13 protein-coding genes are annotated in these 13473 nt (G+C 36.1%); 11 read left to right on the forward strand and 2 right to left on the reverse strand.

Annotated elements, in window-relative coordinates; all coding sequences use genetic code 11:
• The first annotated feature begins 32 nt into the window (after window positions 1-32).
• The 3 genes from lon to cmk all read left to right on the forward strand — a co-directional run bounded on the left by lon (window position 33) and on the right by cmk (window position 4322).
• Complete coding sequence (lon, locus tag ABIQ28_RS05505; RefSeq protein ID WP_348035878.1) at window positions 33-2483, forward strand: endopeptidase La; 2451 nt, start codon at window positions 33-35, stop codon at window positions 2481-2483.
• Window positions 2484-2578: 95 nt separating this feature from the next.
• Window positions 2579-3598 (forward strand): type IX secretion system protein PorQ, encoded by a 1020-nt coding sequence (gene porQ, locus ABIQ28_RS05510; RefSeq protein WP_348035879.1) that lies wholly within the window; start codon window positions 2579-2581, stop codon window positions 3596-3598.
• Between the two features lie 34 nt (window positions 3599-3632).
• Window positions 3633-4322 carry a (d)CMP kinase gene (gene cmk / locus ABIQ28_RS05515; protein ID WP_348035880.1) on the forward strand — a complete coding sequence of 230 codons (690 nt, stop codon included), beginning with the start codon at window positions 3633-3635 and terminating at the stop codon, window positions 4320-4322.
• A gap of 550 nt (window positions 4323-4872) precedes the next feature.
• Here the strand turns inward: cmk and ABIQ28_RS05520 are convergent.
• Window positions 4873-5250, reverse strand: coding sequence for a LysM peptidoglycan-binding domain-containing protein (locus tag ABIQ28_RS05520; protein ID WP_348035881.1), 378 nt, complete (start codon window positions 5248-5250; stop codon window positions 4873-4875).
• A gap of 288 nt (window positions 5251-5538) precedes the next feature.
• Here ABIQ28_RS05520 and rpsA point away from each other — a divergent pair, with 288 nt between their 5' ends.
• The 6 genes from rpsA to ABIQ28_RS05550 all read left to right on the forward strand — a co-directional run bounded on the left by rpsA (window position 5539) and on the right by ABIQ28_RS05550 (window position 11045).
• Window positions 5539-7389, forward strand: a complete 1851-nt coding sequence (gene rpsA, locus ABIQ28_RS05525) for a 30S ribosomal protein S1 (protein ID WP_348035882.1) — start codon at window positions 5539-5541, stop codon at window positions 7387-7389.
• Window positions 7390-7647: 258 nt separating this feature from the next.
• Window positions 7648-8187, forward strand: a complete 540-nt coding sequence (pyrR, locus tag ABIQ28_RS05530) for a bifunctional pyr operon transcriptional regulator/uracil phosphoribosyltransferase PyrR (protein ID WP_348035883.1) — start codon at window positions 7648-7650, stop codon at window positions 8185-8187.
• Between the two features lie 2 nt (window positions 8188-8189).
• Window positions 8190-8540, forward strand: coding sequence for a hypothetical protein (locus ABIQ28_RS05535; RefSeq protein ID WP_348035884.1), 351 nt, complete (start codon window positions 8190-8192; stop codon window positions 8538-8540).
• Window positions 8541-8750: 210 nt separating this feature from the next.
• Complete coding sequence (locus ABIQ28_RS05540) at window positions 8751-9680, forward strand: aspartate carbamoyltransferase catalytic subunit (RefSeq protein WP_348035885.1); 930 nt, start codon at window positions 8751-8753, stop codon at window positions 9678-9680.
• Window positions 9681-9691: 11 nt separating this feature from the next.
• The gene (locus ABIQ28_RS05545) at window positions 9692-10024 is read left to right on the forward strand and encodes a ribonuclease Z (protein ID WP_348035886.1); all 333 of its coding nucleotides are present in this window, start codon (window positions 9692-9694) and stop codon (window positions 10022-10024) included.
• 112 nt (window positions 10025-10136) lie between these two features.
• Complete coding sequence (locus tag ABIQ28_RS05550) at window positions 10137-11045, forward strand: ribonuclease Z (RefSeq protein WP_348035887.1); 909 nt, start codon at window positions 10137-10139, stop codon at window positions 11043-11045.
• Here ABIQ28_RS05550 and ABIQ28_RS05555 read toward each other — a convergent pair.
• The gene (locus ABIQ28_RS05555) at window positions 11032-11451 is read right to left on the reverse strand and encodes a hypothetical protein (RefSeq protein WP_348035888.1); all 420 of its coding nucleotides are present in this window, start codon (window positions 11449-11451) and stop codon (window positions 11032-11034) included. The genes ABIQ28_RS05550 and ABIQ28_RS05555 overlap by 14 nt on opposite strands.
• 81 nt (window positions 11452-11532) lie before the next feature.
• On the opposite strand from ABIQ28_RS05555, the gene pdxH reads away from it, so the two are divergent.
• Complete coding sequence (pdxH, locus tag ABIQ28_RS05560) at window positions 11533-12180, forward strand: pyridoxamine 5'-phosphate oxidase (RefSeq protein ID WP_348035889.1); 648 nt, start codon at window positions 11533-11535, stop codon at window positions 12178-12180.
• A gap of 413 nt (window positions 12181-12593) precedes the next feature.
• Window positions 12594-13088: a CAP domain-containing protein gene (locus tag ABIQ28_RS05565; protein ID WP_348035890.1), complete on the forward strand. Its 495-nt coding sequence runs from the start codon at window positions 12594-12596 to the stop codon at window positions 13086-13088.
• Window positions 13089-13473: the final 385 nt, after the last annotated feature.

Raw genomic sequence — 13473 nt, forward strand, 5'->3', positions numbered from 1 at the left:
TAATTTGATGACATAATGACCTTAAATATAATATGAAAGAATCTAATTTTTTAAGTCTTGACAGTTTGTCATTTCAAGAGTTTGATGAAAACTCGGAGTTAATTCCATTGATGACACCCGAAGATGAAGAGCAAATAAATAACGAAGAATTACCAGCAACCTTACCTATTTTACCATTGCGAAATACGGTATTATTTCCAGGGGTTGTCATTCCAATCACTGCCGGAAGAGATAAATCCATTAAGTTGATTAATGAAGCCAATAAGGGCAGCAAAGTCATTGGCGTTGTTTCTCAAAAAGATGGCAGTATCGAAGATCCTGAAGGTAAAGATATTTACACAACGGGTACAGTGGCCAGAATACTTCGTGTCCTTAAAATGCCTGATGGCAATACGACCATTATCATTCAAGGGAAAAAACGATTTGAAATTGATCAGGTCATCACAGAGGAACCTTATATTACAGCAACCGTTAAAGATGTTGAAGAGGCGAAACCTGCTGAAGACAATGAAGAGTTTTCAGCGATTATTGAATCTATAAAAGATTTGGCGCTACAAATTATCAAGGAAAGTCCAAACATTCCATCAGAGGCGAGTTTTGCAATCAAAAATATTGAGAGCAATTCCTTTTTAGTGAACTTTGTATCGTCAAACATGAACCTTTCTGTTGATGAAAAGCAAAAGTTATTAGAAATCAGCAACTTGAAGGAGCGCGCATTGGCGACCTTAAAGTTTATGAACGTCGAATTCCAAAAATTAGCTCTTAAAAACGATATCCAGTCTAAGGTTCAGAGTGATATGAACCAGCAGCAGCGCGAATATTTCTTGCATCAACAAATGAAAACCATTCAAGAAGAATTGGGTGGCGTATCTTACGATGAAGAGATTGATGAAATGAAAGCGCTTTCAAAAACCAAGAAATGGGATGACAAAGTTGATTCACATTTTCAAAAGGAATTGATGAAATTGCAACGGATGAATCCGCAAGTTGCCGAATATTCTATTCAAAGGAATTATCTTGATTTGTTTTTGGAATTGCCATGGAATAAATTCAGCAAGGATAAATTCGATTTAAAAAGAGCACAACGCATCTTAGATCGTGACCATTATGGGTTGGATGATGTAAAGAAAAGAATCATCGAATATCTTGCCGTATTGAAATTGCGCAACGATATGAAATCGCCGATCCTTTGTTTATACGGACCTCCGGGAGTAGGGAAGACGTCTTTAGGAAAATCGATCGCAGAGGCTTTAGGTCGAGAATACATAAGAATGTCCTTAGGTGGTTTGCGTGACGAAGCAGAAATCCGCGGACACAGAAAAACTTATATTGGAGCCATGCCAGGACGTATCCTGCAAAGTTTGAAAAAAGCTGGCACTTCGAATCCTGTGTTTGTATTGGATGAGATTGATAAATTATCCAACAGTAATCAAGGTGATCCATCTTCTGCGATGTTGGAAGTATTGGATCCTGAGCAAAATTCAGATTTTCACGATAACTTTTTGGAGATGGGCTATGACCTTTCCAAAGTCATGTTTATTGCAACGGCAAATAGTTTGAGCAACATTCAGCCAGCTTTATTGGATCGTATGGAAATCATTGATGTGACAGGGTATACCATTGAAGAAAAGGTAGAAATTGCCAAACGTCATTTATTGCCAAAACAATTGAAGGAGCATGGTTTAACCGAAGGGGACTTGAAAATAGCCAAACCACAATTGGAGAAAATTGTGGAAGGGTATACCAGAGAATCTGGCGTGAGAGGACTTGAAAAGCAATTGGCTAAAATGGTGCGCTATGCGGCCAAAAACATTGCCATGGATGAAGTCTACGATAAAAAGGTATCTAATGAAGTTATTATTGAAGTATTGGGTTCTCCACGAATGGAGCGCGACAAATACGAAAATAACAATGTGGCGGGTGTAGTGACAGGGTTGGCCTGGACACGAGTAGGCGGCGATATTCTATTTATTGAATCCATTCTGTCCAAAGGAAAAGGAACCTTGACCATAACAGGCAATTTAGGAACGGTTATGAAAGAATCGGCCACCATTGCCATGGAATTCATCAAATCCAATGCTGCCGAATATGGGATCGACCCCGAAGTTTTCGAGAAATACAATGTACACATTCACGTGCCAGAAGGTGCAACTCCAAAAGATGGGCCAAGCGCTGGTGTCACGATGTTGACCTCATTGGTATCCTTGTTTACACAACGTAAAGTGAAAAATAGTTTAGCCATGACAGGCGAAATTACGTTACGTGGTAAAGTATTGCCAGTTGGTGGTATTAAGGAGAAAATATTGGCAGCCAAACGTGCCCGCATCACAGAAATCTTACTTTCTGAAGATAATAGACGTGACATTGAGGAAATCAAACCTGAGTATTTGAAAGGGTTAAAATTCCATTATGTAACAGATATGAGTGATGTTATTAAAGAAGCACTTTTGGACGAAAAAGTCAAGAACGCTAAAACCTTATAAACGCAACGGCAACAATTTGTTGCCGTTTTTGTTTGATTTAAAAATAAAGCAAACATATCAGCGTTTCAAGTAAGAAATATTACTTTTGTCATTCTATGGCCAAGAGGATTACTGTTTTATTCTTTGTTTTTTCGAACATCTCAGTTTTCGCGCAACTTGGTGGCGAATCCACGTACCAGTTTTTAAACTTGGTATCTTCGCCACGTCAGGCTGCATTAGGAGGAAAAGTCATTACTAATCTCGATTATGATGTGACCAGTGGCCTTTACAATCCAGCAACCATAAATCCTGAAATGGATAATCAATTGGCTTTAAACTACGCTAGTTATTTAGGCGGCATCTCTTATGGTACGGGCGCTTACGCCTATACTTGGGATCGGCACGTGCAAACATTTCATATTGGTATGACCTATATTAATTACGGTAAATTTGATGGATATGATCAAAACGGTGTTTCCACCGGAACATTTACAGGTAATGAAGCGGCGTTGTCATTTGGATATGCATTGCGTATTCCGTATTCTGATTTTTATGTTGGTGTCAGCGGAAAATTGATAACCTCAAAATTGGAGCAATACAATTCCATTGGCGGTGCGATTGATGCTGGAGTCATGTATATTAATGAAGATCTCGATTTTCATGCGGCCATATCTGTTAGGAATTTTGGAACGCAGTTTACGACTTATGCGGATCTGCATGAGAAATTACCACTTGAAGTCAATTTAGGACTTTCTCAAACCTTGCAACATGTGCCATTAAGATGGCATCTTACGTTTGATAATTTACAACAATGGCCCATAGGCTTTTCTAATCCAGCCAGAGCAACCACAGATTTAGATGGTATCCAGACCCAAGAAAAAGTGGGGTTTTTAAATGAAGTCATGCGTCATACGATTATTGGTGCAGAACTTTTTCCTGACCGAGGATTTAATCTGCGGTTGGGATATAATTTTAGACGTTCAGAAGAGCTTCGCATTGTGGATCAACGCAACTTTTCAGGACTTTCCTTTGGAATTGGCATCAAACTCAATACAATGCGTTTCAGTTATACACATGCGCGCTATACGAGTGCATCAAATACTAGTTTTTTTGGACTACAAATAGATTTACGATAATTTAAATAGATTTCCGTTTCCACGGACAATGAATATGAAAAAGATTACGATTGCCATTGATGGCTTTTCATCCACAGGAAAAAGTACGGTCGCCAAACAATTGGCCAAAGCTTTAGGATATGTTTATGTGGATACTGGTGCCATGTATAGGGCGGTGGCCTTGTATGCGATGCAAAACCAACTTATATCAAATGATCATTTTGATGTTGAAAAGTTAGTTTCAGTATTAAATAAGATAAAAATCAGCTTCAAATATAATGACATCTTAGGTTTTGCAGAAGTATATCTGAATGGAAAAAACGTTGAAAAAGAGGTGCGAACTTTGGAAGTATCACAAAGAGTCAGTCAGGTGGCTGAAATTTCTGCAGTACGAAAAATGTTAGTCCAGCAACAAAAGCAAATGGGGCAGGAGAAAGGTGTGGTTATGGATGGTCGTGATATCGGCACTGTAGTTTTTCCTGATGCAGAATTAAAGTTGTTTATGACCGCTTCCACAGAAACAAGAGCCGAAAGACGCTATAAAGAGCTGATTGAAAAAAATGAAAATGTGAGTTATGAAGATGTTTTGCATAATGTCGAATCCCGGGATTTGATTGACTCTACAAGAGAAGATTCTCCATTGGTGAAAGCTGACGATGCTATTGAAATTGATAATTCTAACTTGTCTTTGGATGCGCAGTTTGAGAAACTATTGGTTTTGGCACAAAATAAGATAAGTGAATAATAAGTTGGATTGGATTTCTCTCGCAGAGGCGCTAAGACGCAAGAGTGTTTGTCGTGAAAAGGTTTTTTTGGGTAGTTGTGATGCGTTAATTTGAAGCTTAGTCAGTTTTTTTTCTCTCTGAATCTCTGTGGTATCTTCACGTATCTCTGTGTAACATCACATAGTAATTCGTGTAAATCCGTGAAATCTGTGTCAAAAAACTTGTATTATCAATGTTCCATAGTGTTTTTGTAATTTCATCTATTGAAAAGCTATAACTCAAAGTTCCACAATGAAGTCACAAAGGTTCACAATGGAATTTTTAGAGAATCAGTGAATTTCACCCAAAATCAGTGTCATCAGCGTTCTATCTAAAAATATCAAATAATCAAAATCCAAATTCCAATAGGATTGTTCGAATTAATTCATGCAATAATGAGATCAGTGAATTTCACCCAAAATCAGCGTCATCAGCGTTCCATTCATTATGATTAGGTGTGCAAACCAAACCATTACATATAGAAAAACGACCCAGAAGGTCGTTTTTTCAATTAATAAATATACTGTGATTCTATAAATTCGGAATAATAAGTTCTTGATCAGGATGAATTAAATCCGGATTTTTCAAAATATCTGAATTCGCAGCAAAAATCTTTTGATATTTAGTAGGATCGCCATAATATTGTTTGGCTATTTTACTAAGAGTTTCACCTGATTTTACGGTATGTCTCGCAAAAACGGAAGTGTCTGCCACTTTTATATCTGCTTGAATGTCCGATGGATTCTCACCGCCAACAGCTTTGATTTTATCCCACAAAAGATTCTTTTCATATTGATTCTTTGCAGTTCCCTTTATTTTTAAGACTCCATTCTCTTCTGAGACATCCCCATTTTCAATGTTTAGTTGTTGTCCTAGGTCTAAAACACTTTGATACTTAGATTTTACCATGATATTGAGTTTTTAAGATTAATTATGTGTCTTGTAAATATAATATATTCGCAATCAAAACGATAACACTATCAATTCAAATTTTAACCAATATAAAAAAAACCTAATCCTCATGAATTTAGAGGTTTATATTTTTTGTAAATAAGAAAATTATATTGTATTTTTGCACTCCTTTTAGCGATACCTGTGGAAGATAAAAGGAATGAAACATAAAATTATATAACACTTCTGTGTGTTAGTCGCATAAAACTTCCTAAAACACCCAGAATACAAATTAGTATTCAGCAAATGTCTGAAAAAGAAACAAACCCAGAAGTAGTATCTACAGAAAACACAGTAGAAACTCAAACTACTGAAAAAGCAGCTCCTAAAGTATCAGAAGCGCAAGCAAACCCTGAAAAATTCCTAGCAGAATTCAACTGGCACAATTACGAAGAAGGAATTGAGCAAGTAGATGACAAAAAACTACAGGAATTTGAAAAGTTAGTATCAGAAAATTTCGTGGATACCCTTGATGATGAAGTTGTTGAAGGTGTAGTGATCCATATTACTGATCGTGATGCTATTATTGACATCAACGCAAAATCGGAAGGTGTAATTTCTCTTAACGAGTTCCGTTACAACCCGAATTTAAAAGTTGGCGACAAAGTAGAAGTATTAATTGATGTACGTGAAGATGCTAACGGACAGTTGGTGTTATCTCATCGTAAAGCTAGAGTAATCAAAGCTTGGGATCGTGTAAACAATGCGCATGACACTGGCGAAATCGTAAACGGTTTTGTTAAATGTCGTACAAAAGGTGGTATGATCGTTGACGTTTTTGGTATCGAAGCGTTCTTACCAGGATCACAAATTGATGTGAAACCTATTAGAGATTACGATCAGTACGTTAATAAAACAATGGAATTTAAAGTTGTGAAAATCAACCACGAATTCAAAAACATTGTGGTTTCTCATAAAGCGCTTATTGAAGCGGATATTGAAGAGCAGAAAAAAGAAATCATCAGCCAGTTAGAAAAAGGACAAGTATTAGAAGGTGTTGTTAAAAACATTACTTCTTACGGTGTCTTTATCGATCTTGGTGGTGTAGATGGATTGGTTCACATTACTGACCTTTCTTGGTCACGTATCAACCATCCAAACGAAATTGTTGAATTGGATCAAAAACTTAACGTTGTTATCCTTGATTTTGATGAAGATAAATCAAGAATCCAATTAGGTTTAAAACAATTGAGCAAACATCCTTGGGAAGCTTTAGGCGAAAACGTAAAAGTTGGAGACAAAGTAAAAGGAAAAGTTGTTGTTATTGCTGATTACGGTGCATTTATTGAAGTAGAAGAAGGTGTCGAAGGCTTAGTTCACGTAAGTGAAATGTCTTGGTCAACCCATTTACGTTCTGCTCAAGATTTCGTAAAAGTAGGTGATGAAATTGAAGCGGTTATTTTAACTCTTGATAGAGAAGACCGTAAAATGTCATTAGGTATCAAACAATTGACGCCAGATCCATGGACTGATATTACCAACAAATACCCAGTAGGTTCACGCCATACAGGTATTGTACGTAACTTCACTAACTTTGGTGTGTTTGTAGAATTGGAGGAAGGTATTGACGGATTGATTTATATCTCTGATCTATCTTGGACTAAGAAAATCAAGCATCCAAGTGAGTTCTGTAATGTAGGTGATACATTAGATGTTGTGGTATTGGAATTAGATGTTGACGGACGTAAATTAAGTTTAGGTCATAAACAAACTACTGACAATCCTTGGGACAAATACGAAACTGAATTTGCTCTAGGTACTACGCATACAGCAGAAATTTCTGAAATGGTAGATAAAGGTGCAACTGTTGAGTTTAACGAGGATATCGTTGCTTTCGTACCGGCACGTCATTTAGAAATGGAAGATGGTAAAAAATTGAAAAAAGGTGACACTGCTGAATTCAAAATTATTGAGTTCAATAAAGAATTCAAACGTGTTGTTGCTTCTCATACTGCTATCTTTAAAGAAGAAGAGATTGCTAACGTAAAAGCTGCTGTTGCAAAACAAGAAGCTACTCAAGCAGAAGCAAAACCAACACTTGGTGATGCTAATGATACTTTACAAGCTCTTAAAGACAGAATGGAAGGGAAAATATAATTGAATTCCTGCGCAGGCAGGAATCTATTATAATTCTCAACATAATAAAAGGAAAGCCTTCAACATCACGTTGAGGGCTTTTTTTATTTTAAAAGTCGGCATATCAATAATTTGGCTCAGTTCTGCCAATTCTGATAGAAGAACAATGCAATTAAACTTCAATTTCACAACAAACATCTCCACAACTAAACAAGTGAAAAACCATTGCACACTTGAATTTTTATCCTAAATTTGTAAACCAAATCCGTTTGGAAAACTATGAGCCAAAAAGTTCTACTTAACGCAAAAGAGGTAAACATCATTCTTCATCGATTGGCTTGTCAACTGATTGAAAAACACAACGACTTTTCTAATACCGTTCTTATTGGGATTCAGCCCCGTGGCAAATATTTGGCCAACAGGTTAACCCAAATTTTAAAGGACGACTATAGCATTAAAAACATTCAATTAGGACTCTTGGACATCACTTTTTTTAGGGATGATTTCCGTCGTGGAGAAAAACCTTTGGAAGCCAATACCACTGAAATTAATTTTATTGTCGAGGATAAAAACATTGTCTTTATTGATGATGTGCTTTATACAGGACGAAGTATTCGTGCGGCTTTAACAGCCATTCAATCTTTTGGAAGACCTAATGAAATTGAATTATTGACCTTAATCGACCGACGATTTAGCCGACATTTACCAATTCAGCCCAATTACCGAGGACGCCAGGTAGATGCCATCAATGAAGAAAAAGTGAAAGTGAACTGGGTTGAAAATGGAGGAGAAGATGCTGTTTATTTAGTTAACAATTGACCATGACGAGTGAAGAATTATTTCAAATAGATAAGAAAATCTCCGAAAATGGCGATGAAGTGATCGTGTCTTTTGGAGCTTTTGATGGTTTGGATGAAATTCATCGCGTAGATGCCATGATGTTTGATAATATTTCTGAAGACGTTGGCCGATATGATGGCCATGAAGTAAATATGGAGGATACGGATGGACGTCTTTTTGCCTATGGCAGAAATGCCGAAGAACTATTTAAGTTGATGCAACCAATTTTACTGCAATTTGACTTTTTACAAAAAGCGATGGTGTATTTGCGTTTCAATAATGAAGACGGTTCGCATAGTGAACTTGAGTTTAGATTAGAGGAAGTTGCGTAGGAAGTGGGCAGAGGAAAGAATATAGAAGATAGAAGATAGAATATAGAGGGTAGAATGTAGAGTAAACGAAATAGAAATTGCCTGCCCGTCCGTAGCTTTAGCGAAGGCTGGAAGTCGAAAATGAACTTGAAACCTTGAATTCTGAACCTTGAACTTTAATCGCGTTGAGTAAGAATAAAAAATAGAAATAATCAATAAATAACACCTACAATGAGCGAATTAAGTGTCAATCACTTATTGGGAATAAAATATCTGAATTCACAAGATATTCAACTGATTTTTGAAACTGCTGATCATTTTAAGGAAGTCATTAATAGGCCGATCAAAAAAGTACCTTCGCTTAGAGACATAACCATTGCCAACTTATTTTTTGAGAATTCCACACGTACAAAGTTGTCTTTCGAATTGGCTGAAAAACGACTTTCTGCAGATGTCATTAACTTTTCGGCATCACAGTCGTCCGTAACCAAAGGAGAAACCTTAATTGATACCGTAAACAATATCCTTTCCATGAAAGTAGATATGGTGGTCATGCGACATCCAAATCCTGGCGCTAGTGTGTTTCTGTCACAACACGTTAAGGCTAGTATTATCAATGCTGGAGATGGTGCCCATGAACACCCAACTCAGGCGCTTTTGGATAGTTATTCCATTAGAGAGCGTTTAGGGGAAGTACGTGGAAAAAAAGTAGTCATCGTTGGCGATATTTTGCATAGTCGCGTCGCGCTTTCCAATATATTCGCACTTCAGTTACAGGGCGCTCAAGTCATGGTTTGCGGACCAAAAACGCTATTGCCAAAATACATTGACAAACTCGGTGTGAAAGTAGAAACTGATCTAAAGAAAGCGTTACAATGGTGCGATGTGGCCAATATGCTTCGGGTGCAGAACGAACGTATGGACATGACCTATTTTCCATCTACAAGAGAATATACGCAGCAATATGGTGTGAATAAGGCCTTGCTTAATCAATTGGATAAAGAAATCATCATCATGCATCCAGGACCTATTAATCGTGGTGTGGAAATTACCAGTGATGTGGCAGATTCCAAACAAGCCATAATTTTGGACCAGGTTCAAAATGGCGTAGCGATTAGGATGGCGGTTATTTATTTATTAGCTTCCAAAATCAAACATTAAAACCAAGACTTATGATTTTTGATAAAGACAACAATACAACCCTTATCACACAAGAAAAAAGTACCATTATCGAATTGGTAAAGAAGCTTGAGGCAACTTATCCGAAATTTAAAAATGATAATGTCATCATTAATCTGTCGGTTTTAAATAAAGTGAACTTAGCTGACATCGTTGAATTTCTTGAAATTTCCAACAGACATCGTCATGCCAAACATTCTTTTGTAATTGTGACTGATCAAATCGATTTAGATGAAATGCCAGATGAAATTGCCGTGGTTCCAACGCTTAAGGAAGCTTACGACGTCATTGAAATGGAGGAGATGGAGCGCGATCTTGGTTTTTAAAATAAATTTATGAGTTGAGGAGTTTAGGGTTTAGATGTTTACGAATAAAATACAATTTATTCTCATCTATTTTTGTTCTAAACTTATAACGTCAAACTTCTAAACTTAAAAAATGAAACTTACAATTCTTGGTTGCTTCAGTGCAACACCTCGTAAAGAAGCCAATCCCACAGCTCAGGTTTTGGAAATAAACAACCATCTTTTTTTGATTGATTGTGGTGAAAATACGCAGGTAGAATTGCGCCGGAATCAGATCAAGTTCTCCCGCATTAAGCATATTTTTATTTCCCATTTACACGGCGATCATTATTTTGGGTTGGTCGGATTGATTTCAACCTTTGGATTGTTGACGCGAGAAACTGAATTGCATATCCACTGTCCGAAAGGTCTAAAGGAAGTCATAACCCTTCAAATGAAATTGGCCGATTCCTGGACCAATTACCCGCTTTATTTCCATGAATTAACAAGCAATAATTCCGAACTTATTTTTGAAGATGATAGAGTAGAAGTGTGGACCATTCCGCTAGATCATCGTATCTATACCAACGGATTTCTGTTTAAGGAAAAGGAAGGCGAACGTCATTTGCACATGCCGTCAGTCATCGAAGCCAATATAGATATGGCCTATTATAACAAATTAAAACAAGGCTATGATGTGCTTAATAATGAAGGCGTTCTTATCGATCATAAAAAAGTAACCTTACCGCCTCATCCGCCAAAAAGTTATGCGTTTTGCAGTGACACCGCTTATAAAGAGGATATTGTGCCGCTTATAAAAGACGTGGATGTCTTATATCATGAATCGACTTTCTTAGAAAAACATGTTAATTTGGCACTAAAAACAAAACATTCTACAGCGAAAGAAGCAGCGCTGATTGCCAAAAAAGCCAATGTAAAGACGCTTATTTTAGGTCATTTTTCAACACGTTATGATAATTTGAATGAATTCAAAATAGAAGCGGAAACGATTTTTAAACCCGTTAAATTAGCGAATGATGGCAAGCGTTTTAATTTTGACTAAACTCTTTAAGGTGTTTCACCCAACTAATTGCCTCGTCTAAATCATCACAACGCTTTAAACTGTTTTTTGTAAACTGCTTTTCAATAGAGGCATTGATATAACTAAAATCATTGTAAGCTACTGTGGCCGTGGCAATGATAAAGTCAAATTCTTTATGAAATTTGTGCCATAATTGCGGTTCAATCGAGTAAGATTGTACTCTATTGGAAATGTAGGCGATCTTTAAATTTTCGCCATAATAGTCAAAGGCTGCACCAATAACCTCTAAAATTTTATCCCAATCAAAATGAATACCTTCATCGAGTTCGGAGATTATAAAATTGTTACAGAGATAAAAATTTCCAAACGAAAATTCTATTTTTGAATGTCGTATGAGCTTAAAATATTTACTTTCTTCAAATCGCATTTTAGGGAAATAATGGTTAAATTTATAAGAATTTGACGACCAAAAAAATAAATATCGCCATTAAACATAAAATTATTTGTAATGAATACAGACTTAGGGAATTATAGAAAATCCTATGAAAAACAAGAATTACTGGAAGGGAATATCAGTGATAATCCTATGGAAGTTTTTCAAAAATGGTTTTATGAAGTTGATTCTAATTTTAATGAAGGTGAGACAAATGCCATGACTATTTCTACCGTTGGATTGGATGGTTTTCCTAAAAGTAGGGTAGTGCTCCTTAAGAAATATACCCACGAAGGTTTTATCTTTTACACAAATTACGATAGTGAAAAAGGAAAGGCTATTATCGCCAATCCTAAAGTATGTCTTTCTTTTTTTTGGCCTAAAGCCGAACGTCAAGTGATTATTAAAGGCACGGCAGAAAAAGTGTCGCCAAACATGAGTGATGGGTATTTTGAATCCCGACCTCGAGGAAGTCAATTAGGTGCCATAGTATCCCATCAAAGTGAAGTTGTTAAGAACAGAGAAGTTCTTGAAGACGAACTACATCAGTTGGAAACAGCCTATGAAGGCAAAGAAATTCCGCGACCTGAATATTGGGGAGGTTTTATTGTGAAACCTATTTCCATTGAGTTCTGGCAAGGACGTCCCAATAGATTGCATGACCGAATTAGATTTACTTTGAGCGAAGATTTTGATTGGGTTATGGAACGACTTTCACCGTAATGTTAATTGTAATTCGACGATGAACAACATTTGTTGCTTCTTATGATTTTCTGAATTTTTAAAATTCAAGCTAGGTTCTAAGGTGATGTATTGAATATTATCAAGCTTTGTTCATGCCGCTTATCTGACTGTTTTTTTTAAACAGTTAGATAATTCTCTCAGATTTTACTCCATTGACAACATTATTTCCATTTAGAAATACCCCATAGTTCATTTTTCCAAACTCTTGTTTGTCGATGAATCGTATTCATTTAACGACGTAGGACATGGTTTTAGGTTTCTAAAGTGCATTTCATCGATGATTTACATATTAAACCGATAAAAAGCACGCGCTTTATCGATTTTAACATTTATTTAACACTTTTTTGAGGTTAGTCTTTTACTTTAGCTGTACCAAATCGAATAACCTACTTATGAAATCAAGAATCTACCTACCAATGTTGGCCTTAATGGTAATGTTAATGTTTTCCTGTTCATCGGATGAGTTTCAAGAAAACCAAATAGATCAAACTGCATTAGAAAAAGCTCCACCAGCTAAATTGATTGAGATAGAGATTTTGGAGTTAATAAATAATTATAGAATTGGAATGGATTTAGCACCCTTGAATAACTTAAGCATTATTAAATCTGTAGCCTTTACGCATACCGATTATATGGTTTCTCTCGATCAGGTTAACCATGATAATTTTTACCAACGTAAAACAAGTTTGGTACAAAATGCTGCAGCAACTAAGGTATCAGAAAATGTGGCCTATGCCTACAGTTCGGCTCAATCAGTGGTTAAAGCATGGTTAAATAGTCCAAGTCATAAGGCAACAATAGAAGGGGATTTCACTGATTTTGATATCTCTGCTGAAATGAATTCACAAGGAAAATGGTATTTCACAAATATATTTATAAAGCGTTAGCCTGAATTTGAGTTTAAATAAAGTGTTAGTTATTTTGAAAGAAGCCACTCGATTACGAGTGGTTTTTTTTATTCAAAAGGGTGTTGTCCTTGATCATGTTAATGAAGCGTCTACTTAGATCAAGAACAAATTGGTTCTTTATTCCAACGATATTTTCTAGTTTAGATTTCTAGGTCTTTTAAGAGCGTAAGGTGCATTTTTCTAAGTCAAATTCGGGACTTTTTGAAGTACAAAATTCCTAAAAAATGGAAGTTAGAAACCTAACTTTTGATTAAATTGACAAAAAAAATAGAGAAAGTAATCATGAACTTAGATGACTTGCTTCAAACAAATTATCATTTGATGCATATGATTGGTGATGATTTACTTTAAAAAAAATAGGGAA

Source organism: Gelidibacter sp., assembly GCF_039916245.1.
Lineage (GTDB): Bacteria > Bacteroidota > Bacteroidia > Flavobacteriales > Flavobacteriaceae > Gelidibacter.

Bases quoted from the DNA above. Each gene is read 5' to 3' on its own strand.
- pdxH (WP_348035889.1), top strand. From the start codon at position 11,533: ATGAATACAGACTTAGGGAATTATAGAAAATCCTATGAAAAACAAGAA.
- ABIQ28_RS05555 (WP_348035888.1), bottom strand. From the start codon at position 11,451: ATGCGATTTGAAGAAAGTAAATATTTTAAGCTCATACGACATTCAAAA.
- ABIQ28_RS05535 (WP_348035884.1), top strand. From the start codon at position 8,190: ATGACGAGTGAAGAATTATTTCAAATAGATAAGAAAATCTCCGAAAAT.
- porQ (WP_348035879.1), top strand. From the start codon at position 2,579: ATGGCCAAGAGGATTACTGTTTTATTCTTTGTTTTTTCGAACATCTCA.
- rpsA (WP_348035882.1), top strand. From the start codon at position 5,539: ATGTCTGAAAAAGAAACAAACCCAGAAGTAGTATCTACAGAAAACACA.
- ABIQ28_RS05550 (WP_348035887.1), top strand. From the start codon at position 10,137: ATGAAACTTACAATTCTTGGTTGCTTCAGTGCAACACCTCGTAAAGAA.
- ABIQ28_RS05545 (WP_348035886.1), top strand. From the start codon at position 9,692: ATGATTTTTGATAAAGACAACAATACAACCCTTATCACACAAGAAAAA.
- lon (WP_348035878.1), top strand. From the start codon at position 33: ATGAAAGAATCTAATTTTTTAAGTCTTGACAGTTTGTCATTTCAAGAG.
- ABIQ28_RS05540 (WP_348035885.1), top strand. From the start codon at position 8,751: ATGAGCGAATTAAGTGTCAATCACTTATTGGGAATAAAATATCTGAAT.
- ABIQ28_RS05565 (WP_348035890.1), top strand. From the start codon at position 12,594: ATGAAATCAAGAATCTACCTACCAATGTTGGCCTTAATGGTAATGTTA.
- cmk (WP_348035880.1), top strand. From the start codon at position 3,633: ATGAAAAAGATTACGATTGCCATTGATGGCTTTTCATCCACAGGAAAA.
- pyrR (WP_348035883.1), top strand. From the start codon at position 7,648: ATGAGCCAAAAAGTTCTACTTAACGCAAAAGAGGTAAACATCATTCTT.
- ABIQ28_RS05520 (WP_348035881.1), bottom strand. From the start codon at position 5,250: ATGGTAAAATCTAAGTATCAAAGTGTTTTAGACCTAGGACAACAACTA.